Raw genomic sequence first — 25,517 nt, forward strand, 5'->3', positions numbered from 1 at the left:
CTTCCCCCTAGATAAAAGATTTGGCAAAATGCTGAGACTGCCTACTGCTCACTACTTACAGGCTTCGGAAATCCACTTGTAAACTCCATCTCCAGCTTTTCTTTCCCACCCATCACGAACATAGCTTCAACTCCGGGGATACTTTCGGCTAAGGCTTTGGCTCTCTCCGGACCCATGCCCATAAATGCCGTGGCCAAGGCATCAGCCTGGGTGGCTGACGGGGCGAGTACCGAAACGGAGACCATGCTGTGGCTTACAGGATAGCCGGTTTTCGGGTCTATGATGTGAGGTCTTCTGTTTCCAGCTTCGTCGACGTAAAATTTGCGATAGTTACCCGAGCTACTGATTGATCGGTTGTCCAGCTCGACCTTGGTCAGCATGGAGCTCATCACCCCCAGCTCAGCCTGTACGGGGTCTTCGATCCCTATGGTCCACCGGGTATTTCGCGAATTTAGCCCTTTAGCCTTCATTTCTCCGCCGATTTCAACCATATAGTTAGCGATGCCGTTTTTCTCCACCACGGTGACCAATTCGTCAATGGCATAGCCCTCACCAAGTCCGGTGATATCCAACATGACACCCGGCTTGGCGGCAAAATAGCCCGAATCGGTCACTTGAATCATTTGGTCAAAACCAATCAAGCCCAATTGTTCAGACACTCTAGCCGAGTCCATTTCCTCTCTTTTCTCAAAAGAAAAACCCCAAGATTTGATCAGCGGAAAAAGAGTCGGCTCAAAAAAACCTTCCGAAATTCGATTGTATTTTGCCGCTGAATCCATCATTTCCCTGAAAGTGGCGGAGGGATTGAGCAACTTCCCCTCGCGATTGAAGGCTGAAACCTCCGACTCCTGTACATAAGAATTAGAAGCAGCGTTGATCGCGGCAAACACCGAGTCAAACTCTGGCTGTAGGTCTTTGCCAAGGTTCTCAACTTGGATACGGTAGTAGGTGCCGAAAATTTCACCCTCGTAGGTTTTGTAAATTCTTTCCTTTTCGGCACAGGAAGTTAAGGCCATCAAAATAGTTAGTATGCAAATCAAGGGAAGTCTCATAATTTAGGAATTGGGAAAAGGAGGCAAGGCTGACTTCTGGCAAAACTGGAAATTTTGTCCAAAAGTAGTCAAATTGAATCCCTTCCGCGTAAATTTCCGGAAAGTATCACCTCCGAAGCGAAGGCAAACCTTTACCCGACTTCAGTTTCCGCAAGCGAATGACACGATTTTCCGCAAAATGTTTCCTCTCAATCTTGGTTGTCCTCCTATCATCTGGAACAATAGCCCTAGGTCAGGACACCATCCGAACCTACTATGACGAAGATTCACTCCATATCAAAGAGATTTTGACCAAGATCAACGGGAAGGCCGAGGGAGAAGTCCGCCTCTTCGACCCCACCGGCAAGCTGATCCTGATCGGAAATCTTAAAAACGACCAGAAAAACGGCAATTTCTACGATTTGGATCCTGACACGGGCGACACGCTCCGAATCGTACCATTTAGAGACAACCTTCGTGAAGGCAAAGCGATGAGCTTTTTTTCCAGCGGTGCGGTAAGCCAGGAATCCTTTTTTGTCAACAACCAGCTGGAGGGAAAAATCACCTCCTACTACGAGGATGGTTCTATCCGCGACCAGACTAACTTCAAAAACAACAAACCGGAGGGATTGTCTGAGGCCTTCTACGAAAACGGACAGCCAAAAACAAAAATTTCATTTTCCGCCGGCCAATATAACGGACCCTATGAAGAATATGATGAAAATGGGCAGTTGGTCTTCAGCGCATTTTACACCAGGGGAGTGGTAGATGGGTTGGAAATCCAGTATTTCCCCGACGGGTCCGTCAGAGCGAAAAGGGAATTTCGCAACGGAGAACTCCATGGAGCTTACGAACTCAACTATCCAGATGGGAGCCCAGAGCGGCGGGGGACATACAAAAACGGACTTCCTGAGGGAGAAATAACCGAATACTATGCAGATGGTACGGTGAGGATGAAGGCCAATTACCGAAAAGGCCTCCCAAATAGCCCCATCACCTACTTCCATCCCAACGGAAAGACCAGACAGCGCACTTCCTACAACGAACGAGGCCAAAAAATCCTCGAGGAAAACTTCCACTCCAACGAAAAAAACGCGAGTACCGTCCGATTTGTCGACGAACTTGAAGAGGGTGAAGTAAAAATCTACGACGAGGATGGCAATTTGCTGGAAACCAAGAATTATACCAAAGGAAGACTGAACGGTTTGCGGAAATTTTACAACAAGTCTGGCGAGGTCGTCGCCACCGAATTTTGGGAAAACGGAAATAAAATCGATAAATAAAACCCAAGTCTAAGGCAGTGGAAATACCTTTTTCTATTTTTGCCGAAACAATTTTCAAATGAGCAAGGCCATCAAGGAGACCCACTTCAATTTCCCTGGACAGGTGGGTTTTTACAAGGGAAAAGTACGAGACGTCTATATGTTTGACCAAGAATTGGTCGTGGTCGCATCCGACAGAATCTCAGCTTTTGACGTAGTCCTCCCTCGCCCGATTCCTTTCAAGGGCCAAGTGCTCAACCAAATTGCGGCAGGCTTTCTCAAGGCCACCTCTGACATCGTCCCCAATTGGGTGACGGCGACACCTGATCCAAGCGTCACGATTGGCAAGCGCTGCGAGCCTTTCAAAGTGGAAATGGTCATAAGAGGTTACCTTGCCGGTCATGCGGCCCGCGAGTACAAAGCCGGTAAACGGACACTCTGCGGTGTGGCTTTGCCAGAAGGGCTGAAGGAAAACGACAAGCTTCCTGAGCCAATCATTACTCCCACCACGAAGGCCTCCCAAGGACATGATGAGGACATATCCAGAGCCGACATTCTCGCAAAGGGAATAGTAAGCGAAGCTGATTACACCGTATTGGAAAAATACACGCGAGCGCTCTTCCAAAGAGGCCAGGAAATGGCGAAAGAAAAAGGCCTTATCTTGGTGGACACGAAGTATGAATTCGGCAAGTTTGGTGACGAAATCCTCCTGATCGACGAGATCCATACGCCTGATTCCTCCAGGTACTTCTACGCTGATGGCTATGAGGAAAACCAAAAACAGGGGCTCCCGCAAAAACAGCTCTCCAAGGAATTCGTCCGTCAGTGGCTGATTTCCAACGGTTTTCAGGGAAAAGATGGCCAAACAATACCTGAAATGACTGACGAAATTGTAGAAAGCATCTCGGATCGCTATATTGAGCTCTTCGAAAAAATCACCGGGGAAAACTTCGTCAAAGCCGAAACCGAAAACATCGAAAACAGAATAGAACAAGCGATCCTCGCTCACTTGGATCGCTAAACCCAACTAAATATCATGAAATCGAGCTAGGCCCAAGCCTTAATTCAATTTGACTACCAACCCAGCGAGATTCCATGTGCCATTAAAAACAATCATAAACACATGAAATACACCATCGATAAAAAAGAGCAATATGTAGTCTTTGCTCCATTGGAAGAAAAGATAGATTCCCTACTTGCTCCCAAACTGAAATCAGAGCTACTGACCATCCATGCAGAAGGCTACAATAACATTGTGCTGGATCTCAGTCAGGTAAAGTATGTGGACTCCAGCGGCTTGAGCGCCCTGTTGGTCGGCGATCGTGAATTTGGCCGAAACGGCGGAATATTCATCATCTCCGGAGTTCAGGACCATGTCATGAAGCTACTGAAGATCTCCATGTTGGACAAAAAGCTGAACCTGGTGAGCACACTGGAAGAAGCCGGAGAAGCGATCTTCATGCACGAGATCGAGGGAGGCGAAGACGAAGAAGTGGTTTGATTCCCGATTTCCAAATCACGATTTTAGGAAATACCTCCTCCATCCCTGTACATGGACGAAATCACACTGCCCAAGTCGTAAGATTTGGGCAAACGTGTTTATTGCTGGACTGCGGAGAAGGTACCCAGATCCAAATGCGGAAATTCAGGGTCAAATCATCCAGTATTTCCTACATTTTCATTTCCCATCTCCACGGAGATCATTATTTGGGCTTGATGGGAATATTGTCTAGCTACAACCTCTCAAAAAGAACCAAGCCACTGACGATCTATGGACCGAGGGGATTGGATGAGATTATTACTACGCAGTTTAAGTGGAGCAACACCCGACTTACGTACCCGCTTAGTTTCATAGAGACAAGAGCAGACGGACTCCACCTCCTGCTGGAACATCCCCAGTTCACCGTCCACAGCTTTCCCCTTACCCACCGACTTCCGACCACCGGTTTTTTGATCCGGGAAAAGGAAGGACTAAGAAGCCTGATCAAAGAAAAACTCCAGGAACGAAAAATCCCCTTGGCGGCTATCCAAAGCCTAAGGCATGGTAAAGATTTCGTCGACGCCAGTGGTGCTGTTTACCGGATGGAAGAGTACACCTGCCCGCTACCTCCGCTCAGAAGCTATGCTTTCTGCTCGGATACGCGCTACGAACCGCGACTCGCGCAATACCTTGACCAGCCTACCCTTCTTTATCATGAGTCCACATTTATGGAGGACGAAGCTGCCAGAGCAACGCTCACCTTTCACAGCACGGCAAGACAGGCTGCCGAATTGGCCAAATTAATCAAGGCAAAATCTCTTATCTTAGGTCACTTTTCCTCAAGATATGTTGATTTGCAAGCCATGCTTTGGGAAGCTAGGGCTGTTTTTGCCGATTCTGAGTTGAGCGAGGAAGGTGCAACCTACACAATCTTACCGCCAAATGAATGAAGTCCAACAGAGCCGCAAGACCAACCTCTTCGTCCTCCTAAGCGCCATCTTCCTCACCAATGCCGTTCTCGCCGAAATCATCGGTGTCAAGATTTTCTCAGCCGAAAAGACCTTGGGATTCGATCCGGTGAACTGGACTTTTTTTGGCGAATATGTACTGGACTTTAACCTCACAGCCGGCGTGGTGATCTGGCCGGTGGTCTTCATCACGACCGATATCATCAATGAATATTTTGGCAAAAAAGGAGTCCGCAAAATCAGCTTTATTACGGCGGGACTGATTGCCTATGTCTTTTTGGTGATTAGCGTAGTCACAGTCTTGGTGCCTGCAGACTTCTGGATTGAGGTGAATGGCCAGACTCCATCGGGCCAAAGTTTTAACATCGACTATGCCTTCAACACAATTTTCAGGCAGGGACTGGGGATCATCATCGGCTCCCTCACAGCCTTCCTGCTGGGTCAGCTGGTGGATGTGTTTGTCTTCCAAAAACTCCGTGCCGTGACTGGACATCGGATGATTTGGCTACGGGCAACCGGCTCTACCTTGGTATCCCAATTCATCGATTCCTTTGTCGTCTTGGGCATAGCCTTCTACGTTTTTGGCAACTGGAGCCTGAGCCAGATCATCGCAGTAGGCATCATCAACTATATTTACAAATTCACCATAGCCGTCCTCCTCACCCCCTTGCTCTACCTTGGACACGGACTGATCGATCGGTATTTGGGAAGGGAGCTTTCTGAGGAGATGGTAAAAGATGCCAGCGAGGATCGGTCATTTTTTTAGCGACTCCAAAGGATTAGGGCATTCCATGCTATTAAAATTCAGACCCTCGGACAACAAGATCTCTTTTCACAAACATTTTTTCTCCAACGTCCTCCAAGTAATCTTTCTTATTTCAGGAACGCAATCGATGTAAACCAAATTAATTTCGTTTTAACCGCTTGATTTCTATCGAATATTCTAAAAAACTTTTAGAGTAGGTTTGGAATTCAAAATTATTAACCCTACTTTTGCATCGTCAATTTTGACACAGCTATTTTTCGTGCCGTGAATCCTTACTGTCGCTTGTCTGGGATTTAGGATAACATGGCAAGAAAAAGTAAGGAAAACATTCATGGAAAACACAGTAAAATTCTCAGACCTGGGGATTTCGGGAGAAATCTTGCGGGCCGTGGAAGAGATGGGTTATACTACCCCTTCCCCAATTCAAGCACAAGCCATTCCTTTCGTTCTCGAAGGACGCGATGTAATAGGTCAGGCTCAAACCGGCACCGGTAAAACCGCCGCTTTTGCCATTCCCATCATCGACCTCGTCGATGCTGACTTCAACAAGCCCCAGGCTATCATCCTTTGCCCTACCCGCGAACTTGCAGTTCAGGTGGAAGGCGAAATCCAGAAACTTGCAAAGCACCACCGAGCCATCAATTCTGTGGCGATCTACGGAGGCGAATCCATCGACAAGCAGATCAGAATCCTGAAAAAAGGCGTTCAGATCGTGGTAGGAACTCCAGGTCGTATTCAGGATCACATGAGCAGAGGTACGCTCAAGCTGGACAACGTTGGAATCATCGTGTTGGATGAGGCGGACGAAATGCTCGACATGGGCTTCAGGGACGATATCGAAGCAATCTTGCAGGAAATGCCGGAAGAAAGACAGACTGTCTTCTTCTCCGCTACCATGGCCAAGCCTATCATGGACTTGACCAGAAAATACCAGAACAATCCAGAGATCATCAAAGTCGCCAAAAATGAGCTGACTGTCTCCAAAATCGAGCAGGTTTACTACGAAGTAAAACCTTCCTTGAAAATGGAATTGATGACCCGATTGATGAACATCAACAACTACGCACTGAGCGTGGTGTTCTGTAACACCAAGAGAATGACCGATGAGGTAACTGAAGCTTTGGGTGCTAGAGGTATCTTGGCTGAGGCGCTTCACGGGGACCTTTCCCAAGCTCAGAGGGACAAAGTAATGGGCAAATTCCGCAAAGGACTTTGTTCTGTCTTGGTGGCAACTGACGTGGCCGCCAGAGGTATAGACGTTGACAATGTAGAGGCCGTATTCAACTACGACCTGCCTCTCGACGAAGAATATTACGTACACCGAATCGGCCGTACAGGCCGTGCAGGCAAGTCCGGTACTGCCATCACCTTCATCACCGGTCGTAGAGAATCCATGAAACTCAGGGATCTCGAGCGATATACCAAGGCTACCATCAGTAAAATGACTCCTCCATCCGTGGCGGAATTGGTAGAATTGAAAAAAGCGCAGCTGGTGAAAGACGTGTATCGTGTATTGGCAGTCGAAGAGGACAACCAACTGTTTGAAGCGACTATCGGTCAAATGCTGGCTGAAGGCCTTAGCATCGAGCAGATCGCACTGGGCTTGATCAAGATGAACATGGGTGAAACCGTGAAAGAATTGAAAGAGCAGGATTTCGGAATCGAATCCTACGGCGATCGCAGAAGAGAAAGCTCAAGAGACGGAGGTCGGGAGTTCGGCGGTGGTGATAGATTTGGCCGTGGAGACAGAGGTGCCGGTAGGTTCGGACGCGGAGATCGCTTTGAAAGAGGTGGTGATCGCAAAGAGCGATTCGGTGACCGCAGAGAAGGTGAAAGAAGAGGCCCTAGAGAAGAGAGAACCCGCGATGCGAATATGACTCGCTTGTTTTTGAACCTTGGCAACAGGGACAGGATTCGTCCAAATGATATCGTGGGTGCAATCGCTGGCGAAACCGGTGTACCGGGACGAAGCATAGGCGGAATCGACATCTTCGACAACTTCTCCTTCGTGGATGTTCCAAACAAGGACGCGGAACACGTGATTCGAGTAATGAAGAACAACACGATCAAAGGAAAAACCGTCAATATGGAAATTTCAAAAGGTTAATTTGGTTAAAGGTTAATTAGGTTAAAGGCACATTTCTTGAAGAAATGTGCTTTTTTTGTGCCCAAATCGCACACCACGTACATGCAGCTTTTTTTTCAGGAAAACATCGAGAGACCACTCACTTACCTTGACGAAGAGGAGTCCAAACACCTGATCAGGGTGCTGCGCAAAAAACAAGGCGATTCCATTCGGCTTACCAATGGCAAAGGTCAGGTTTTCGAGGGAGTAGTCTCTGAAGCAAATCCAAAAAGAGCTGTGCTCAATATCCTCTCTGTGGAGGATGTACCAGAGGATGGCTTCTACATCCATCTGGCCATTGCGCCTACGAAAAGCCCCGATCGAATGGAGTGGATGGTGGAAAAAATCTCCGAGATCGGTTTTCATGAATTGACACTTTTGGAAACCATAAACTCCGAAAGAAGCTTTTTAAAAACAGACCGCTTGCAGAAGAAGATGATTTCGGCCTGCAAACAGAGTCTGAAATACCGTACACCGACTATCAAGGCGACTACCAAACTGAGCGAGCTTTTCAACGCCGGGGAATTTGACGACTATCAGAAGTTCATCGCTTACGTGGATGAGGATCACGAAAACCACCTTTTTGATGTGGCCCTTCCCAACAAACGCTACCTGATCTTGGTAGGTCCGGAGGGAGATTTTGATGCAAAAGAAATTCAAACCGCACTAGACAATGGGTTTGTTCCAATATCCCTGGGAAAAAGCAGACTCCGGACAGAAACAGCTGGCCTAACGGCAGTCCAGATTCTTCAGGTAATAAATCGATAATCACGACGTTTTTTCACATATGCCTCAAGTATACCTTGAAGTGACAAAGCAAATTTTTAACTTAGATATTTAACCCAATTCTCTTTCCCTTTACTTCCTGAAGAAATCGGAATTGACAATAAAACCTAACCTGCTGTGCCGTACAAAGAGCGAGAAATCGAGAAAAAATACCATTCCATTGGCGAAGTTGCCGAGATGTTTAAGGTCGCTCCTTCGCTGATCCGCTATTGGGAGGGGGAATTTGACATCATCCGCCCTAAAAAAGACAAGAAAGGCAATCGCCGCTACACCAAGGATGACATCCAAAAGATCCGCTACGTATACCATCTCGTCAAAGAAAAGGGCTACACACTCCAAGGTGCTCAGGAGGTAATCGCTTCCGGCAAAAACCAGGGTTTTGACAAAGTGGCGGCCGTTCAAAAACTTCAGGAAATCAAAGACTTTTTAATCAATCTGAAGGATGAACTCAAAGCCCGCCACGGATCCTGAAAACCTACGCTACCAGCTCGCTCTCTCCCAAGCTCCCAAAGTTGGGCCTGGTGTGTTCAAAGCTATCTTGGCCTACAGCGGCTCGGCAAAAGCATTTTTTGACCTGAACAAGGCAAAAGCTTCGAAAATCCCGAGGGTTGGAGAAAAGCTGCTCGAAATCCAAAAACAATCTGAATCCCTGTTGCGCAAGGCGGATGACCTGATTTCACTTTGTGAAAAGAAAGGGTTTCGCATCTTGACGTCAACCGATCCGCACTTTCCCCAAAGACTAAAAGCCTTGGAGGATGGGCCGGTCGTCCTTTTTGTCCAAGGAAAGGGAGACTTGAACATGGATCGAAGCGTGGGAATCGTAGGAACCAGATCTGCCACTGCCTACGGCAAGTCCATCACCCGAAAAATCGTGGAAGATCTCCTGCCCTATCGACCGATGATTATTTCAGGCTTAGCCTATGGGATAGACATTGAAGCACATCGAGCGGCATTGCAGGTTGGATTGCCTACAATGGCAGTGATGGGCTCTCCACTGTCGCAGATTTATCCAGCAGCACATCGTAAAACGGCAGAACAGCTCCAAGAAACGGGAATCCTAATGAGCGAGTATGCGCCTGGAAGCACGATGGTACCGGGCAATTTCCCTGCAAGGAACCGCATTATCGCAGGAATTTCGGATGCTTTGATCGTCGTGGAAGCTGCTGAAAAAGGTGGCGCCTTGATCACGGCGGAGATTGCCTATAGCTACGACAAAGACGTATTTGCTGTCCCAGGAAATCTTCAGTCTCCATTTTCCGAAGGCTGCAATCAGCTGATTCGTAAGATGAAAGCCGGAATTTATACCGGACCGAACGATGTTGCAGAGGCCCTTTATTGGACAAAGCCAGGAGAAGAAGCCATAAAAAAACCAAGTCTTGAACTTGGAGGTCGAGACGAGGAAGAATTATCTATTCTGAGACTTCTTCTGGAAAAAGGAGAATCCGAGATCGACCAGATCAGTTACCAAACGGACATTCCCTTGGGTATGCTCTCTTCCAAACTTCTCTCGCTTGAATTTGAAGGGATAGTAAAATCACTGCCGGGAAAGAAGTTTAAGCTTTTGGTGTAAAGAATCAGGGATTAAATACAAATCCCGTCAGCTTCATCGCCTCTGCCAACTCCGTCTTCTCTAGATTCAAGTCATAGCCTTCACCTTCGAGTGCTTCTATCAATACTTCTGTCGCTAGGTTGCCAACGAGCTCATCTTTTGCCATTGGACAGCCTCCATACCCGTTCAATGCCCCATCAAAACGCTGGCATCCGCCTTTCAGCGCCGCCAAGACTTTCTCCGAAATACCCTCTGGGCGACTATGCAGATGCGCACCAAATTCAATCTGGGGAAACGCCTGACTTTGCACTTCAAAAAGTTGGGTGATCAACTCGGGACTGGCCACGCCAATCGTATCGGACAGCGATATCGTCTCTATCTCCAGCTCAGCCAGTTTCTCGACAAACTCCGCCACCAATTCGGGCGAGTACGGATCTCCATATGGATTTCCAAAGCCCATGCTGAGGTAGACGACCTGCTTTTTGCCCTTGGTTTCGCAGAGATTTTGGATGGTCTCGACAGTCTCCAATGCATCTTGGATTGAGGCGTGGGTGTTGCGCTGCTGAAAAGTCTCCGAAACGGAAAGCGGAAAACCCAGGTAGTCGATCTCGGGAAAGTGCAACGCATCCTCGGCTCCTCTTACATTGGCAACGATGGCCAAAAGCTTGGATTTGGCATCGTGCAAATCAAGTAGTTCCAGTACCTCGGCAGTGTCCCGCATCTGCGGAACCGCCTTAGGACTGACAAAACTTCCAAAGTCTACCGTATGAAAACCAACCTCCAAAAGCTGGTTGATATAGGCAGCCTTGATCGCCGTGTCGATAAATCCGGATATCCCCTGCATAGCGTCGCGAGGGCATTCTATTAGCTTGATCATGGCCGAAGATAGTGAGATTTTGAAACTAAAAGCTGACTACCAACTCGACTTAAACCGAACCGGCAGCCTCTCTTTAGATTTAATTGCCCTCCCGAGTAAGCAAAGTAAACTATTTCGATCAGTGAGAATATAATCTTCGTTTATCAAAAGAAAAAGCTCAATTCCGTCTGGAATTGAGCCTTTTGGACTAACAGAAATCAAGGACCTTAGAAAACTTCTTTTGCAATCTTGTAAGTCGTGTCCGCCTTGCTCATCGTGTAGAAATGAAGCGATGGGACATTAGCATCGATCAATTCCCTGCATTGCTTGATCGACCATTCGATCCCGACGGCTTTGACATCTGCATTGGTCTTGCATTTCTCGAGCTCATCAGTAAGCTCATCCGGCAAATCCAAGAAGAAAGTCCTCGGCAGATTGGTGATTTGCCCCATAGTCGCAATGGGTTTGATTCCTGGAATAATCGGAACCGTGATTCCCGCTTGACGCACTTTGTCTACAAACTCAAAATACTTCTGATTGTCAAAAAACATCTGGGTCACAATGTACTCCGCTCCTTTGTCCACTTTTTCCTTGAGGTATTTTAGGTCGAATTTCATACTTGGTGCCTCAAAGTGCTTCTCCGGATAGCCTGCTACGCCAATGCAAAAATCGGTATGATAGCTGTTTTCGGTCTCTTCGTGCAAATAGCGCCCATTGTTCATCCGCACAATCTGCTCCACCAGCTCGCTGGCAAAGCTGTGGCCCTCAGGCTCCGCGATGAACCTGCCCTCGGTCTTGGGCGCATCTCCACGAAGGGCGAGGACATTGTCCACACCGATGAAGTTCAGGTCAATCAGCGCATTCTCGGTTTCCTCTTTGGTGAAGCCTCCGCAGAGCAAGTGCGGCACCGCATCCACATGAAACCGGTTCATGATCGCAGCGCAGATACCTACGGTGCCCGGCCGTTTTTTGGTGCTTACTTTCTCCAAAAGTCCATTCGGATGCTTCTTGTAGATAAACTCTTCCCTATGGTAAGTCACATCCACAAAAGGCGGCTTAAACTCCATCAATGGAGCAATTCCTTCCAAAAGTTCCTTTAGGCTTTGCCCCTTGAGCGGGGGCAGGATTTCAAATGAAAAAAGCGTCGAATTCGCGTTTTTTAGGTGATCTGTTATTTTCATGAATTAACTTAAAATAGGTGCTGGAGAATAGGCAAGATTTGGGGAAAGTAGCCGTTCCGCCTGCTGGAGGGTAATCCCTTTTCGCTCCGCATAGCTGGCTACCTGGTCTTCTCCGATTTTGCCCAGTCCAAAATACCTGCTTTCCGGATTGGCAAAATAGAATCCGGAGACGGAGCTGGTCGGGTACATGGCATAGCTGGAGGTCAACGTAATCCCAGCGGAAGCTTCCAAGTCCAGCAGGCGGGCGATGGTTTCCTTTTCGGAATGCTCCGGACAGGCAGGATAGCCAGGCGCCGGACGTATTCCCGGATATTCTTCACGAATGAGGGAATCGTTGTCCAGGCTTTCCTCCGTCGAATAGCCCCAATAGTTCTTTCTGACTTCCTCGTGCAGGTACTCCGCTGCGGCTTCTGCCAAGCGGTCAGCGAGTGCTTTGAAAAGAATGTCATTGTAATCGTCTCCAGCGGCTTGAAACTCGGCCAGCTTGGTTTCCATCCCCATTCCAGCAGTCACCGCAAAGCAACCGATGTAATCGGTCTTTACAGGATGCAGATAGTCGGCGAGCGAGCGGTTCGGCACTCCCTTTCCTTTCTTACCCTGCTGGCGCAAAAAGTGGAAACTCGCCAAAGTCTGCCCGCTTGAATCAAAGACTACAACGTCATCGGCGGAACGCTGCACTGGATAAAGCCCGAAAACAGCATTGGCAGAAAGCCATTTCTCTGCAATAATCCGGTCCAGCATCGCCTGGGCATCGGCAAGCAACTTTTTGGCTTCTTCTCCCACCGTTGGGTCTTCGAGAATCTTTGGATATTTTCCGCTTAGCATCCATGTACTGAAAAACGGTGTCCAATCAATGTACTTTCTCAGGATGGAAAGGTCCAAGTCTTCCAAGACGGTATTTCCAAGCACGTTTGGCTTAATCGGCGCGAAGGCTACCCAGTCTATCTCAACCGGATTTGCTTTGGCTTCCTCATAGCTCACCAGCTGTTTCACAGCTTGCTTAGCTTCATGCTCTTCCCTCAACTGTCTATAGATTTCTTTGATTTGCAGGCGATAAGCTTCTTTGGTTTCCTCAGAAATCGCCTCTCCTGCAATTGGAACAGATTTACTTGCGTCGGTTACGTGGACGACCGTGCCGGAATAAACCGGATCTATTTTAACGGCGGTATGAATCCTGGACGTAGTAGCACCCCCGATCAGCAATGGAATTTTCAACCCTTGGCGCTCCATTTCGGAAGCTACATTGACCATTTCGTCCAAAGAAGGAGTAATCAATCCGCTGAGCCCGATGATATCTACTTTGTTTTTGATTGCCTCATCAATGATTTTCTGAGAGCCCACCATCACGCCGAGGTCTATTATCTGGTAGCTGTTGCAGGCTAATACGACGCCGACGATGTTTTTGCCGATATCATGTACATCGCCCTTCACGGTCGCAAGCAGGATTTTCTTTAGAGAGGATGCTTCTTGCCCCTCTTCAGGCAAAGGCATAAACGGCTCAAGATAGGCCACCGCCTTTTTCATCACCCTAGCCGACTTCACCACTTGGGGAAGGAACATCTTTCCCTCTCCAAATAGGTCGCCAACTACGTTCATCCCGTCCATGAGAGGCCCTTCAATCACCTTTAGAGGATTGTTCAGCTCGAGACGGGCAGCCTCAGTGTCCTCTACAATAAAGTCCAATATTCCCTTGACCAAAGCGTGCTCAATGCGCTTTGCTACAGAATCCGACCTCCACGCTTCATTGACCACTTCTTTTTTCCCCGCAGACTTTACTGTCTCGGCAAAGTCCAACAGGCGCTCTGTGGCATCATCCCTTTTGTCAAAAAGCACGTCTTCTACCCGCTCCAGAAGATCCTTTGGAATATCGTCATAGACTTCTAGCATGGTCGGGTTGACGATGCCCATGTCCATGCCATGGTGAATCGCATGGTAGAGAAAAGCAGCGTGCATCGCTTCTCTTACCCGGTCATTGCCGCGGAAAGAAAAAGAGACGTTGCTGACTCCGCCGCTGACTTTTGCTCCTGGCAGATTTTCCTTGATCCACTTGGTTCCGAGGAAAAAATCCAAGGCGTTCTTGCGGTGTTCCTCCATGCCGGTCGCCACCGGAAAGATATTCGGGTCAAAGATGATATCCTGCGGATTGAATCTAACCTGGTCGACTAGAATACGGTAGCTGCGCTCACAGATCTCGATCCGGCGCTCATAGGTATCCGCCTGTCCAACTTCATCAAACGCCATCACCACCACTGCGGCGCCAAACTTCTTGACGGTCTTGGCCTGATGGATAAATTCAGCCTCCCCGTTTTTGAGGGAAATGGAATTGACAATACCCTTACCTTGGATACACTTCAGGCCTGCCAAAATGATACTCCACTTGGAGCTATCAACCATGATGGGAATACGGCTGATCTCGGGCTCGGAAGCGATAAGGTTCAGGAATTTGACCATTGCATACTCCCCATCGAGCATCCCCTCGTCCATGCACACGTCCAAGACCTGCGCTCCTCCGCGTACCTGATCCAAAGCTATTTCAAGGGCTTCGTCGTACTGGCCGTTTAGGATCAGCCGGGCAAACTTCCGAGAGCCGGTGATATTTGTCCGTTCACCGATATTGACAAAGTTGATATTCGGGGTGAAAACCAGCGGCTCCAAGCCCGAAAGTTTCATATAGTTCTTAAACATTGCTCTCTTCCTCCTCAGTTACTTCTTCTATTTTTCTAGGCTGATATTCGGCCGCGAGCTTGGCCAAGGCTTGGATATGATCCGGTGTGGTTCCGCAGCATCCACCGAGTATATTCAGCATTCCCTCTTTCAAAAAATCCCGTACTTGGTCTGCCATTTCATTGGCACCCTGATCGTATGCGCCAAACTCGTTTGGCAAGCCGGCGTTAGGATAGGCTGACACGTAAAACGGAGCATTCTGGGCCAGTACCTTCAGATATGGGCGAAGTTCCTTTGCTCCCAAAGCGCAATTTAGCCCGACCGAAAGCAAAGGCACATGTGACACCGAAATCAAAAATGCTTCGGTTGTTTGTCCGGAAAGTGTCCTGCCAGACGCATCTGTAATTGTTCCGGAAATCATGATCGGGATGCCTCCCTCCTTTGGATCCAAGGGGATATTTCGCTCCTCAAATACGTCCTGCACCGCATATAAAGCAGCTTTGGCATTGAGGGTGTCAAATATGGTCTCAATCAAAAGTATATCCGAACCACCATCCAGCAGGCCTCTGACCTGCTCCGAATAGGCTTCTGCCAACTGGTCAAAGGTAATTGCCCTAAAACCCGGATCATTGACGTCGGGAGAGAGCGAGGCTGTCCTGTTAGTTGGACCGATCGCTCCCGCGACAAACCTGGGCTTTTGTGGTTCTCGTGCCGAGAATTCGTCAGCGACTTCCCGAGCAATCTTGGCAGACTCTAAATTGATCTCATAGGCCAGATGCGAAAGCTCGTAATCTGCTTGGGCAATCGTAGTACTGGAAAAGGTATTGGTCTCGATGATATCTGCTCCCGCATCCAGATATTCTCTGTGGATTTGCTTGATGATGTCGGGTCTACTCAGGGATAGAAGATCATTGTTTCCCTTCAGGGATTTTGGATGGTCTTTGAGTTCCGCTGTACGGAAGTCGTCTTCGGTAAGCTGATATCTCTGGATCATGGTTCCCATAGCCCCATCGAGGATCAAAATCCGATTCTTTACTGCGTGGAGGAGGGATTCCGTTCTGTTTTGCATCGCGTTATAGTTGTTTCAAAAAGCCAATCGAGCAAAACTACGGAGAAAAGTACAGGTACTTGTCCGCTCATCTATTCCCGGCATCTCCGGAATGGGAGTTAGCACCTTGGTTGCAGGTTGCTAAGACGTCGCAGGGCCCTTCCCTCAGTCTTTCTCGATAAGCCCCACAAAGGTAACAGCATTTTTATCAAAATGCGCTAGTTAAAATTCAATTCGGTGTTTTTTGTTCTCAGGATAATTCATAAAACGGGAATCAGGGACGCACTCCGACACTGAAGCCAAGGACGGGTCCGGTGAGGAACTGGGCCATACCCAATTCTCCTAGTCGGTAGTTGCCAAGGGCCACTTCGTATCCGGCGGATGCGCTCAGCACTAGGTCAAACAGCTTTCGGTTGGTCATTGGGATCCCGTACTCGACCAACACCTCCGGCTTCGCCATAAGACCCGAGCTTTTCAAATAACCATCAAAATATCGCTGTTCAAATAGCTCTGGGAAATCAGGTTTTTCCACCTGGCTAAGCGTATAGCGGATATTGCCATATCCGAGTCCTCCCATTGCTCCAACGGCAAAATTTTTGAATTGAAAAAACTTCATCCCGGCATTTGCATAGACTCTCAGGCTGTTGAGGGATTGGTCTTGGAAGTTGGTAGCCTGGCCTTTCATAGCAGAGTTGTAGACATCGACCCCATAGAGTAGCCCGTCTGTTTCACCCAAAATCCTCAAGCCCCAGTTTGAAGGAGTGCCGCCCAAGGGCTGATAGCCTTTTTGCAGCAGCTCATTGTTCAGCCTGTCAGGCTTGCTGAAATGGAATCCCCTGAAAAGCGAAACACCGATGGAGGCATCTTTGTAGAAAAAATTACGGTCGGGAAGAGAAATACCGGCACCGATCCGAACGAAGGCTCCTGACTGGGTATTGTCAAAAGAAAGCCCGTTCATCTGCCACTTCCCCTCAAAGGGACTGAAAGAATAGCCTACCTTAGCCAGTACCTCAAATGCTTCTTTTCTGCCGGGAAGATCAAAATCATAGCTCAACTGAAAACCGATTTCGGTGAGAAAGTCCCCGAAGTATTGGGTGCCTTTTTGGATATTGTTTTCCCTCAGGACAAACCCCTCGCTCGGATCAGAGAGAAAATCCTCCAGATTTTGGGTCTGCTGGGATGGGAGCATTTCAAAGTTCAGATAGCCTACTCCCAAGGACATGTAGTGAATCAGCTGGAACTTGCCCTCTTCTGTCAATGCATATCCTACATTTACCAAAGCCCTAGAGGTCCGATATTTGATTTCGAACTCGTCAAAATGGCTGGTCTTGCTTTGGTGTTGGGAAAGTTCAAAACCCAACACAAAATCGTTGATTCGAGCCTGATAGCCAAGCCCATAAGAGCGGTACCTGTTGCGCATGGGCGACAAACCTCGATCTGAAAGCATCTCGTTAAACTGCCTTAGTTTGGCTCCCGAAATGCCTGTAAAAGCATAAAATGAAGAACGCTTGTTGATCAGCTCTTGCGCATTTATGAAGTTGGGTATTGATATCAGGAAAATAAGAAGCAGTAGCCTTCTGAAGGGTGTCATGAATTCAGGTTTGTGACAAAGCGGAGTCATTCCGCTGCGACTGGGCAAAATTAATGCTAAACCCCATTCGCACCCCGAACTTTTAGGTTGAGGTGCCGCAAAATTTTCTCAAAAAGGACTTCCGGAGAAAAAGGCTTTGGCACAAAGTCATCCATTCCGCTCACCCTCATCTCCTCTTTCACCTCATTGAGGGAGGCCGCCGTCAGAGCCAAAATTGGTGTATTCCTCTTTTTTGGATCTGTATTGTTGCGGATAGCATGGGCTACAGCAAAGCCGTCCAATTCGGGCATCTGGAGATCAAGAAGTACCAGATCAAAGTCTCCTGAGTCGAACTGCTCTAAAGCTTCCCTTCCATCCGAAGTAATCACAAGATGTCCCGCGTTCCATTTCTTAAGGAATTTTCGGATCAAAATCTGATTCACAACATTGTCCTCTGCCACTAGGATGGAGGCTTTCTCCAGCGTCCTTTGCTGGGAAGCTTGCAATGCTTTTTCTGCCTCGATCTTGCGCAAGTCGACAAATTCGAAGGGGATGGTAAATTCGAATATACTGCCCCCTCCTTTTCTATTATGTACTTCGATTTCCCCGCCGAATAACTCCACGAGACGCTTAACAATCGCCAAGCCCAAGCCTGTGCCCCCATATTTGCGACTGGTAGAAGATGATGCCTGGGTGAAGGCCTCAAAAATCGACTTCATCTTCGTTTCCGGAATTCCGATGCCAGTGTCCTCAAAGACAAATCGAATGTCGGTCTTATTGTCCAAAGTGAACTCTCTCGAGATAGAAATCCTCACAAATCCGTTTTCGGTAAACTTGATGGCATTTGATACCAAATTATTGACTATCTGACCTATACGAAGTGAATCTCCGATCAAGGTTTCGGGAATGCCTTCATCTATTTCACAGGTGACTTTGAGGGATTTTTCGTGGGCTTGGTAGCTGTGGGAATGGACGATCCGGTGAATGACATTTCTCAGATCAAATGGCACCTTTTCCAATTCCACCTTTCCCGAGTCAATCTTGTTGTAGTCGAGGATATCATTGATTAGCCCCATTAGGTTTTCAGCTGAAAACTGGAGCGTCTTCAAGTTTTCGAGCTGGTCTTCCCTAGGGTTTTCCTCCATCATGAGATGGGCCAATCCTATGACCGCATTCATCGGCGTACGAATCTCATGGCTCATCACCGAAAGAAATTGGGATTTCACCTGAGAGGCCTGCTCCGCTTTTTCCTTTGCCAGCAAAAGCTCCCGCTGGGTTTCCTTCAGTTTGGAAATGTCACGTGCCACGCCAGTGTAATAGCGATGGATTCCGTTCTTGTCTTCGATCAGCTTCCCGTTGGAATTGAATACCCGATATTCGCCGTTGAAATGCTTGAGCCTATATTCCAGAAACTGATTGTTCGCCAGGAAATCCTTACTTTCTCCTAGCAATACCTGAAACACCCCCAAATCATCCGGATGCAAAAAATCAAAAATACTCCGTCCCGTCACCCACTCAGAATCGTATCCGAGAAACTGCTTTACATTTGGTGAAACGTAGTGGATGATGAAGGTTTCCGTCAGCGAGAATATGATCTCCGTTGATTCCTCCACCAGCCTTCGGTATTTCTCCTCAGATTGTAAAAGATCAAGTTTTGCTTGGTATTCGTCTTGAACATCCCTCACGATACTGAGAGCATATTTCACCTGGTCTTGGATGACGATGGGCCTTATCGTCCTATGGTACCTCCGGCCTTTTAGAAAAAACTCGGTCTCTACGATTTCCTGGTTATTGTATACACGATCAATGATATCGCTTATTTCCTGGTAGGGAGTGAGCTGAAGATCCCTTAAGTTTTTACCTTCAAAATCCTCCCTGCTAAGTCCCCACTTCTCAAAATTAGTCCCCTCCGCCAAGATGTAGGTTCTGCCGGAATCGATGAGGAAAATATTGGTATCTGGGACGTTTGAAGCTAAAACACGGTATTGCCTATCTCGCTCGTTCTGGATAAGCTCCAGATTTTTGCGGTCTGTGATGTCCTGGAAAAGGCCTTCATGCAATACGATCTTACCAGATTTGGCAATCACATCTTGTGTACGATCTTCCACCCAAACAAACTCTCCGGACGCAGTCTGGAGACGATACTCTCCGGAGAAAGCGGGAACGCCTTGATCTACCTTTGCACGTTTGGACTTTGCCAAGACCATCTCAGCATCGTCAGGATGCAGCAATTCCAAGATCGAAGTCTTTTTTGCGATCAAGCTAGCTGCTTCATAGCCATATCGTTTGATGTTTTCGGAAATGTAATGGATTCTAAACCGATCATTGGGATCGACTCGAAAAAGCACCGCTGGGCTGTTTTCCACGATCAGTTTTGCACGCTTTGCGATCTGCTCCGACTTGTATTTTTCCTCCAGCCCGCGCAGAATGATCGAATAGCCTATCTTTTCCTTTCCTTCGGCAAGGATGGCTTGAATCGACAATTCGAAAGGCGCATAGTCCTTCTTCTGGGTTTTGATCTGGCGCTCCGCTTTCCAGACTTCTCCCACTTTGAGACTGGAGGAGATTTTTTCCAGCGACTCGCCCCTTTTCCATTTGATAGACAATAGCTCAGGAAAACTCCCTTCGAAATCCCTCGTCCTATCCAAGCAGCATAGTTGAACTGCCGCTTCATTTTGGTAGATCACATCAAAATTCAGGTTGGTCACCAGAATGGGATCATTCACCTGGGCCAATATCTGCGACTGCAGTCGAAGGTAGCTGTCAGAAGCTCTCTTGTGTGAGATATCGGTACAAAAGCCGTAAACCTCCAGTGCATGGCTCAGAAACTCCCTTCTGCCTTCGATCTCATAGCTGACGAATCTTACTTTGCCATCTTTGTCCGTCGTGGTGAATTCCCCGGAAGTTCTTGTCAAGCTTTCCATTGATTTTCTCAGATCGCGGATAAAGGCTCGCCGACATTCCTTGTCTATCTTGAAAATCAGGAACAAAAAATCCTTGCTGATCGGCTTGGTTCCCAGATCAAAAAGGCTGGCGAGTCCGCCGGAGAAATAAAAGCGTTTTTTGTGGATGCTAAACCTCCAAGAGCCGGACTTGGAAAGCAGCTCCGTGTAGGCCAGCAGGTTTTCGTTTCGCTCCAACCTTTGGGTCATCTGACTGGCCAAGTAGGCTCCCGCTAGTACGTCCCCAAGCTGTCTCAAAACCTGGACTTCCCTTTCCTCAAATAGGAAGTCTGGCGTTTCAGATTGAAACCGGACGAGCCCAAGAAGTCGATTGGCAGATATCATCGGAACCAAAATCCTACTGTGCGAGAGATCCCGTATCGCGTGCTGCTCCGGCAATTCCGGTTTCACCAACCTTACTTTTCCCTTTTCCAAAAAAGGTTGGTTTTCAAAAACCACGTGTAATTCCTCTTTTGAAAGCTCAAAATGAGTTGGGAGATTCTTGCCAGCGGTCCACGAGGTTATCGCCTCGAGCCGCTCTGACTCGCTGTTGAAAACCAAAAGGTCCGCATGGTCCGCTTGCAAAAATTCCCCGAGCCGCGCGATGGCTGCAAAATACTCCGACTCCAACTCCCGCATGCTTCCGTTGATCAGATTGGAAGAAATCTGGATGATGAGGTTTTCAATTTCGTAGCGCCTTTGCAGCGTTCGTTCTGTATGGATGTATTCAGTAATGTCCCGAGAGCTGAATATAATTCCCTGAATATCTGGATGATGCAAAAGGTTCTTTGCAAAACTCTCCAGATAGATCCTCTTTCCATCCTTCAATCTCACCCAAAAATCAATGGCAACTTCCTCCTGGGAGCCCAACACATCCGAAAAGTCACCCTTGACCAATTCGAGGATGCCCCGTTCAGAAAATTCCCTATAATTTTTCCCAACAATATCGGACTTGGAAAAGCCAAGTTTGTCGGTGACGGAATCGCTGATGAACTTGTAATTCCCCTCTTTGTCCAGGATCGCAATTAGATCGTGACTGTTGCTCAGGATGCTTTGCATGAAGCTGAGCTCGGCCGCCAAAGGCTCTGTCGTAGTCTCGGTGCCAGCCTTGCTTCTGGTTTCTTGTGATTTAATCTGGCTTCCCTTTGCGATCAAAAAACGCGAAGAATAGCTGGAAGGCAGATTGATAAACATCCATTCAAACAGGACGTTATTGCCATTCTTATCCGACAATTCCCTTTTGAACCTGAATTTGGGGATTGTGCCTTTTTCGAAAAAAACTTCCAACTCACGGACTAAATCTGAATCGTCAAAAAAAAGATTCCAGTCGTCAGACAATGGACTAAAATTTTCTCTGAAAAACCGGTTGGCAAATACGATCTCCTCTCTATCCATTAGGAACATGGGTTCCTGTATTTCATCCAGAAAATCAGAAATGTCAAACTGCTGGAACTGGCTCATCGATTGTCGAAGCGGATTTTGGAAACCCAAATAAGGCGGGAATATTTAAAAAGAAAAGTTTAAACACAAACTGAAAACTTCAAAATTGCCAGACGTTGCCGGCTTTTCTGAAACCGAATCCAAAATCAAGGGTAGAAATTTCTGCTTATTTAAGGCAAACATTCTGCATAAGAAAGCCGTCTCAAACTCTAAACAACATTTAATTTCAATCCAAACCCATTTCTATGATCATTTCCACCACCCCGTCATTGCAGGGATATCAAATCGACCAATACCTGGGAATCGTCTCCGGAGAGACAATCATTGGTGCCAACGTCTTCAAAGATTTTTTTGCCAGCATCACCGACATAGTCGGCGGACGGTCATCAGCATACGAGCAAGTGCTCCGTGAGGCCAAAGCAACCGCCATGTCTGAGATGGAAATGCAGGCCAGGCATTTTGGCGCAAATGCCGTCGTGGGTATCGACTTGGATTACGAAACTATCCGCGACGGGATGCTGATGGTAACCGTCAGCGGCACCGCCGTGAAAGTGAGTAAACTATAAATGAATCGGCAAGGCCTGAGCCCGGGCTCAGGCCTTTTTGATTTGATCCATCACCGTTTTGGTATCTGCTTTTTTGCAAAAATGGGAATTCACCACCACTACGGGAGCTGACTTGCACATATCCATGCATTTTGTCTGAAAAAACTTGCAATGCCCCCGGAGTGAACCCTCGGTTGCCGCATGCTTCAGTTCCTTCCGGATTCGTTTTGAACCGGCCTTTTTGCAGTCTGACCCGCTGCATATCAAAACCAATTGTCTGCTAAACTTCATTACATTCCTGAGATTGCCTGCATCATCAATCCACAAAGGTAGCCTCCGTAGGTTCCCAATGCATATCCCAAAACCGCAATCAGTACACCAACAGAAGCGAGAGAAGGATCGAATGCAGACGCCACAATAGGAGCTGACGCAGCTCCACCTACATTGGCTTGTGAACCTACCGCCACATAGAAGAACGGAGCCTTGATAACCCAAGCTACCAAAATCATGATCATTACGTGAAATATCATCCACAGGATTCCGATTAAAAAGAAGACAGGATTGTCCAGCACCGCGCCAAGATCCATTTGCATCCCGATGGTAGCCACCAAAATATACAAGAGCACGCTTCCCATTCGGGAGGCACCCGCCCCCTCCAATTCACGCGCGCGGGTAAACGAAAGCAAAAGACCGGCTGTAGTGGCGATGACCACGATCCAAAAAAAGGCCGAATTAAGCGAATATTGATTGAGTTGGGGATAGTTTACTTCAAACCAAGGTGCCAGAAAGTCCGCACAGAGATGGGATAATCCGGTCACTCCAAATCCAAAGCCCAAAATCAACATCGTGTCTCCCAGACTGGGGATCTTCATGATTCCCTCGCGGTATTTGGCGATTCGGTCCCTCAGCTGATAGATGCCTGAGGCATCGGCCTTGAGTAACTTGTCGATCTTTTCAGGCTTGGCCGCCCAATACAGCAAAAATGCCATCCAGAGATTTGCCACCAAGACGTCTACTGCAATCATCTGTCCAAACAAGGTAGGGCTGGCGCCAAACACCTCCAGCATCGCGGTTTGGTTGGCTCCACCACCTATCCAGCTTCCCGCTATCGTCGAGAGCCCTCGCCAGATCTCATCCGCCCCCGTACCCGAGTAGATCTCAGGATAAAAAAATCCTACGGTTAACAAGGCTAAGGGCCCTCCAAACATAATCCCCAAAGTTCCGGCCAAAAACATCGTGAGAGCCTTTGGGCCAAGTTTGAGAATTCCTTTGAGGTCAATACTGATGGTAAACAGCACCAAAGAGGCTGGCAGCAGGTAGCGGGACGCAACCCGATACAATCCAGAAGACTCCCCCGAAATAAGGCCCAGAGAATTGAACACCGCTGGAATAAAATAGCAAAGCAATACGGTCGGGACGTAGGTGTAAAATTTGACCCAAAAGGGGCGCTTGCTCGCCGAAGTAGCAAACACAAATGCCAGTGTCGCCATCAGCAAGCCCAAAACGACGGCATCATTGCTAATCAATGGGGAGTTTTCTTCCATGTGTTGATCTGGGGATTGAACTGCAACAATACCAACAAAAGATCAAACTGGCCAACTTTTATGAGTCAGCCTGCTCCAGTACATGGATCAATTCGCTCAGTATCATCGCTGTGGCTCCCCATACTACCTCCCCATCAATTTCGAAATAGGGCGTGTGAAGGGAAATGCTTTCGTTGATCTCCAACACGGTTTCCTTGTGGATCTCCGCGCTCAGGAGCTGGTTCAAGTTAGTAGGTACAATCCTCGACACCTCCTTTGGATCAGGGACAAATTCTGGAGGGTGCTCCAAAAAACCAACTACAGGACTCACCAAAAAATTGCTGGTGGGAATATAGAGGTCACTTAGCTTGCCAATTACACGGACTTCGTGCTTATCTATCCCCACTTCCTCCTCCGTCTCTCTCAGGGCCGTTTGGATGACATTTTCATCCGTCTTCTCCATTTTCCCTCCAGGAAAAGCCATTTGGCCGCTGTGGAACCCAGGATACTCCGGCCTCTTGATCAGCGGAAAAAAAGAGCCTTTCCCATCGGTGTAAAAAAGAATCAACACTCCGCTATTTCGAATACCAACTGGCATTTCCGCAACAAACCTTCTTTCATCTATTGGCCGAGGCGACATTTTCAGATGAGCCTCCTTTCCTGGAAGAGGGGCTTTCAGCTTTCTTTCCAATAAAGAAATCAAAAACTCAAACTCCATCAGTATCCAAATCGACTGATTTCAGCTTCAAGTCCAAGTAGGATTCATAGGAATAGTCCTTCACGACCTGGTTCAATTTGAACTGACTAAGCCGATGGCCGTCGACGTTGATAATCCACACCATCGGCCTGAAACCCTCCTCCTCCTGCAAAAATCCTACAACCAAAAATTCGTCTGCGTTCATCCATAGGCCATCTTCAAACATTCCAGAAGGCCCCATGAAAAGCAGCCGCTCTTTCATGCCATCTGAACGATACCAAATCACCTCGGAATCGGGATTGAGAAAGGGATGATCCAAACCTTCCTGCGCCTCGACCTTGTAAGAATAAATGTCCATCGTTCCGTCGCCTTCGGGGTGGGGAATCTGATAGGGAAACAGGGGATCGCCTTCGAGGATCGGGTTTTTCTCCGGCATTTCCATTGCGTCTATCGAATCGATCGATGTAAGTTCAAAGTCTTCGGAGCTGAAATTCCCGATTTTTTCGCCCCAGTGTTTTTGCCAGCCTGACTTTTGCGCAAGTCCAAGGTCGATCTGGGTGCGCATCACATCCATCGCTTCGCTATCCGGCGACAAGTCACTTATCTTTTCATCTTTCACAGACTCAGAAGTTTCACAGGCGGTCAACGCAATCACCAAGCAAATCACTACTCGTCTCAAAAAAAGCCCGGTCGCATCCATAGGAGAAAATTAGAAAGATGAAGCTAAGAGAAGTGGAGGAAAAATCAAATCTTGCGTGGCCAAGCACTACCAAGATTGTATCCCCAATCTGGCCACCCACGGCATTTTATTTCAAAATCGACAGGCCGCAAAAAACAAAAAAGGCCTGGATATTATCCGGGCCTTTTCCTGCTCTCAAACCTATTAAACCTATTGTAGATATTCAATTCATGAATACAGTCGAAAAGTAGAAAATGTTTTTATTTCCACCAAACAATCGATTGCGAAAAAGTTTCAAAATTTTATTCTGCAAAGAACTAAGACCTCTAAGCCCCAGAAAATCAAGGCGTTTTTAAATTTCAATAGACCCAAAAATTAGAAAAAAAATTATTTTTCGACACCACC

General features: G+C 47.6%; 21 protein-coding genes and 1 riboswitch. Of the genes, 10 read left to right on the forward strand and 11 right to left on the reverse strand.

The genetic code is table 11. The features are described 5' to 3' along the window. Positions 1 to 41: 41 nt before the first annotated feature. Positions 42 to 1,052, reverse strand: coding sequence for an FAD:protein FMN transferase (locus J0A67_RS08945; protein WP_206568969.1), 1,011 nt, complete (start codon positions 1,050 to 1,052; stop codon positions 42 to 44). Positions 1,053 to 1,246: 194 nt separating this feature from the next. On the opposite strand from J0A67_RS08945, the gene J0A67_RS08950 reads away from it, so the two are divergent. The 9 genes from J0A67_RS08950 (at position 1,247) to dprA (ending at position 9,988) form a co-directional block, all read left to right on the forward strand. Further along, positions 1,247 to 2,314 carry a toxin-antitoxin system YwqK family antitoxin gene (locus tag J0A67_RS08950; protein WP_206568970.1) on the forward strand — a complete coding sequence of 356 codons (1,068 nt, stop codon included), beginning with the start codon at positions 1,247 to 1,249 and terminating at the stop codon, positions 2,312 to 2,314. A 58-nt stretch (positions 2,315 to 2,372) separates the two neighbouring features. After that, positions 2,373 to 3,314 carry a phosphoribosylaminoimidazolesuccinocarboxamide synthase gene (locus tag J0A67_RS08955; protein WP_206568971.1) on the forward strand — a complete coding sequence of 314 codons (942 nt, stop codon included), beginning with the start codon at positions 2,373 to 2,375 and terminating at the stop codon, positions 3,312 to 3,314. Positions 3,315 to 3,416: 102 nt separating this feature from the next. Continuing rightward, positions 3,417 to 3,794, forward strand: coding sequence for an STAS domain-containing protein (locus J0A67_RS08960; RefSeq protein WP_206568972.1), 378 nt, complete (start codon positions 3,417 to 3,419; stop codon positions 3,792 to 3,794). After that, a complete protein-coding gene (locus tag J0A67_RS08965; protein WP_206568973.1) occupies positions 3,791 to 4,723 on the forward strand; it encodes a ribonuclease Z in 933 nt (310 codons plus the stop codon). The genes J0A67_RS08960 and J0A67_RS08965 overlap by 4 nt, the downstream gene beginning before the upstream one ends. Further along, on the forward strand, positions 4,716 to 5,507 hold the full coding sequence (locus tag J0A67_RS08970) for a queuosine precursor transporter (protein ID WP_206568974.1): 792 nt from the start codon (positions 4,716 to 4,718) through the stop codon (positions 5,505 to 5,507). Before J0A67_RS08965 ends, J0A67_RS08970 begins: the two co-directional genes overlap by 8 nt. Before the next feature lie 331 nt (positions 5,508 to 5,838). After that, complete coding sequence (locus J0A67_RS08975) at positions 5,839 to 7,614, forward strand: DEAD/DEAH box helicase (protein WP_206568975.1); 1,776 nt, start codon at positions 5,839 to 5,841, stop codon at positions 7,612 to 7,614. Between the two features lie 81 nt (positions 7,615 to 7,695). Beyond that, the gene (locus tag J0A67_RS08980) at positions 7,696 to 8,400 is read left to right on the forward strand and encodes a 16S rRNA (uracil(1498)-N(3))-methyltransferase (protein WP_206568976.1); all 705 of its coding nucleotides are present in this window, start codon (positions 7,696 to 7,698) and stop codon (positions 8,398 to 8,400) included. A gap of 135 nt (positions 8,401 to 8,535) precedes the next feature. Continuing rightward, positions 8,536 to 8,889 (forward strand): MerR family transcriptional regulator, encoded by a 354-nt coding sequence (locus tag J0A67_RS08985; protein WP_206568977.1) that lies wholly within the window; start codon positions 8,536 to 8,538, stop codon positions 8,887 to 8,889. After that, positions 8,861 to 9,988 carry a DNA-processing protein DprA gene (gene dprA / locus J0A67_RS08990; protein WP_206568978.1) on the forward strand — a complete coding sequence of 376 codons (1,128 nt, stop codon included), beginning with the start codon at positions 8,861 to 8,863 and terminating at the stop codon, positions 9,986 to 9,988. The genes J0A67_RS08985 and dprA overlap by 29 nt, the downstream gene beginning before the upstream one ends. A 4-nt stretch (positions 9,989 to 9,992) precedes the next feature. On the opposite strand, the gene J0A67_RS08995 is transcribed toward dprA, so the two are convergent. The 6 genes from J0A67_RS08995 to J0A67_RS09020 form a co-directional block, all read right to left on the reverse strand. Further along, a complete protein-coding gene (locus J0A67_RS08995) occupies positions 9,993 to 10,844 on the reverse strand; it encodes a hydroxymethylglutaryl-CoA lyase (protein ID WP_206568979.1) in 852 nt (283 codons plus the stop codon). Between the two features lie 206 nt (positions 10,845 to 11,050). Next, positions 11,051 to 12,004 carry a methylenetetrahydrofolate reductase [NAD(P)H] gene (gene metF / locus J0A67_RS09000; protein WP_206568980.1) on the reverse strand — a complete coding sequence of 318 codons (954 nt, stop codon included), beginning with the start codon at positions 12,002 to 12,004 and terminating at the stop codon, positions 11,051 to 11,053. Positions 12,005 to 12,007: 3 nt separating this feature from the next. After that, positions 12,008 to 14,689 (reverse strand): methionine synthase, encoded by a 2,682-nt coding sequence (metH, locus tag J0A67_RS09005; RefSeq protein ID WP_206568981.1) that lies wholly within the window; start codon positions 14,687 to 14,689, stop codon positions 12,008 to 12,010. Then, complete coding sequence (locus J0A67_RS09010; RefSeq protein WP_206568982.1) at positions 14,682 to 15,737, reverse strand: homocysteine S-methyltransferase family protein; 1,056 nt, start codon at positions 15,735 to 15,737, stop codon at positions 14,682 to 14,684. Before J0A67_RS09010 ends, metH begins: the two co-directional genes overlap by 8 nt. Before the next feature lie 64 nt (positions 15,738 to 15,801). Continuing rightward, positions 15,802 to 15,901: riboswitch (SAM riboswitch) on the reverse strand. An 89-nt stretch (positions 15,902 to 15,990) separates the two neighbouring features. After that, the gene (locus J0A67_RS09015; protein WP_241265124.1) at positions 15,991 to 17,307 is read right to left on the reverse strand and encodes a hypothetical protein; all 1,317 of its coding nucleotides are present in this window, start codon (positions 17,305 to 17,307) and stop codon (positions 15,991 to 15,993) included. A 56-nt stretch (positions 17,308 to 17,363) separates the two neighbouring features. Beyond that, complete coding sequence (locus tag J0A67_RS09020) at positions 17,364 to 21,689, reverse strand: PAS domain S-box protein (RefSeq protein WP_206568983.1); 4,326 nt, start codon at positions 21,687 to 21,689, stop codon at positions 17,364 to 17,366. Between the two features lie 224 nt (positions 21,690 to 21,913). Here J0A67_RS09020 and J0A67_RS09025 point away from each other — a divergent pair, with 224 nt between their 5' ends. Continuing rightward, positions 21,914 to 22,234: a YbjQ family protein gene (locus J0A67_RS09025; protein ID WP_206568984.1), complete on the forward strand. Its 321-nt coding sequence runs from the start codon at positions 21,914 to 21,916 to the stop codon at positions 22,232 to 22,234. Between the two features lie 27 nt (positions 22,235 to 22,261). On the opposite strand, the gene J0A67_RS09030 is transcribed toward J0A67_RS09025, so the two are convergent. The 4 genes from J0A67_RS09030 to J0A67_RS09045 form a co-directional block, all read right to left on the reverse strand. After that, a complete protein-coding gene (locus J0A67_RS09030; protein WP_206568985.1) occupies positions 22,262 to 22,504 on the reverse strand; it encodes a (2Fe-2S) ferredoxin domain-containing protein in 243 nt (80 codons plus the stop codon). Beyond that, complete coding sequence (locus J0A67_RS09035) at positions 22,504 to 23,757, reverse strand: DUF819 family protein (protein WP_206568986.1); 1,254 nt, start codon at positions 23,755 to 23,757, stop codon at positions 22,504 to 22,506. The genes J0A67_RS09030 and J0A67_RS09035 overlap by 1 nt, the downstream gene beginning before the upstream one ends. Positions 23,758 to 23,815: 58 nt before the next feature. Continuing rightward, the gene (locus J0A67_RS09040) at positions 23,816 to 24,376 is read right to left on the reverse strand and encodes an NUDIX hydrolase (protein WP_241265125.1); all 561 of its coding nucleotides are present in this window, start codon (positions 24,374 to 24,376) and stop codon (positions 23,816 to 23,818) included. Between the two features lie 67 nt (positions 24,377 to 24,443). Further along, complete coding sequence (locus J0A67_RS09045) at positions 24,444 to 25,133, reverse strand: hypothetical protein (RefSeq protein ID WP_206568988.1); 690 nt, start codon at positions 25,131 to 25,133, stop codon at positions 24,444 to 24,446. Between the last annotated feature and the right edge of the window lie 384 nt (positions 25,134 to 25,517).

Origin of the sequence: Algoriphagus aestuariicola, from assembly GCF_017254835.1 — a bacterium.
Lineage (GTDB): Bacteria > Bacteroidota > Bacteroidia > Cytophagales > Cyclobacteriaceae > Algoriphagus > Algoriphagus aestuariicola.

Excerpts from the sequence above, each read along its gene's own strand:
- J0A67_RS08945 (WP_206568969.1), bottom strand. The coding sequence starts at position 1,052 with ATGAGACTTCCCTTGATTTGCATACTAACTATTTTGATGGCCTTAACT.
- J0A67_RS08955 (WP_206568971.1), top strand. The coding sequence starts at position 2,373 with ATGAGCAAGGCCATCAAGGAGACCCACTTCAATTTCCCTGGACAGGTG.
- J0A67_RS08960 (WP_206568972.1), top strand. The coding sequence starts at position 3,417 with ATGAAATACACCATCGATAAAAAAGAGCAATATGTAGTCTTTGCTCCA.
- J0A67_RS08970 (WP_206568974.1), top strand. The coding sequence starts at position 4,716 with ATGAATGAAGTCCAACAGAGCCGCAAGACCAACCTCTTCGTCCTCCTA.
- J0A67_RS08975 (WP_206568975.1), top strand. The coding sequence starts at position 5,839 with ATGGAAAACACAGTAAAATTCTCAGACCTGGGGATTTCGGGAGAAATC.
- J0A67_RS08980 (WP_206568976.1), top strand. The coding sequence starts at position 7,696 with ATGCAGCTTTTTTTTCAGGAAAACATCGAGAGACCACTCACTTACCTT.
- dprA (WP_206568978.1), top strand. The coding sequence starts at position 8,861 with ATGAACTCAAAGCCCGCCACGGATCCTGAAAACCTACGCTACCAGCTC.
- J0A67_RS08995 (WP_206568979.1), bottom strand. The coding sequence starts at position 10,844 with ATGATCAAGCTAATAGAATGCCCTCGCGACGCTATGCAGGGGATATCC.
- metF (WP_206568980.1), bottom strand. The coding sequence starts at position 12,004 with ATGAAAATAACAGATCACCTAAAAAACGCGAATTCGACGCTTTTTTCA.
- metH (WP_206568981.1), bottom strand. The coding sequence starts at position 14,689 with ATGTTTAAGAACTATATGAAACTTTCGGGCTTGGAGCCGCTGGTTTTC.
- J0A67_RS09010 (WP_206568982.1), bottom strand. The coding sequence starts at position 15,737 with ATGCAAAACAGAACGGAATCCCTCCTCCACGCAGTAAAGAATCGGATT.
- J0A67_RS09015 (WP_241265124.1), bottom strand. The coding sequence starts at position 17,307 with ATGACACCCTTCAGAAGGCTACTGCTTCTTATTTTCCTGATATCAATA.
- J0A67_RS09020 (WP_206568983.1), bottom strand. The coding sequence starts at position 21,689 with ATGAGCCAGTTCCAGCAGTTTGACATTTCTGATTTTCTGGATGAAATA.
- J0A67_RS09025 (WP_206568984.1), top strand. The coding sequence starts at position 21,914 with ATGATCATTTCCACCACCCCGTCATTGCAGGGATATCAAATCGACCAA.
- J0A67_RS09030 (WP_206568985.1), bottom strand. The coding sequence starts at position 22,504 with ATGAAGTTTAGCAGACAATTGGTTTTGATATGCAGCGGGTCAGACTGC.
- J0A67_RS09035 (WP_206568986.1), bottom strand. The coding sequence starts at position 23,757 with ATGGAAGAAAACTCCCCATTGATTAGCAATGATGCCGTCGTTTTGGGC.
- J0A67_RS09040 (WP_241265125.1), bottom strand. The coding sequence starts at position 24,376 with ATGTCGCCTCGGCCAATAGATGAAAGAAGGTTTGTTGCGGAAATGCCA.
- J0A67_RS09045 (WP_206568988.1), bottom strand. The coding sequence starts at position 25,133 with ATGGATGCGACCGGGCTTTTTTTGAGACGAGTAGTGATTTGCTTGGTG.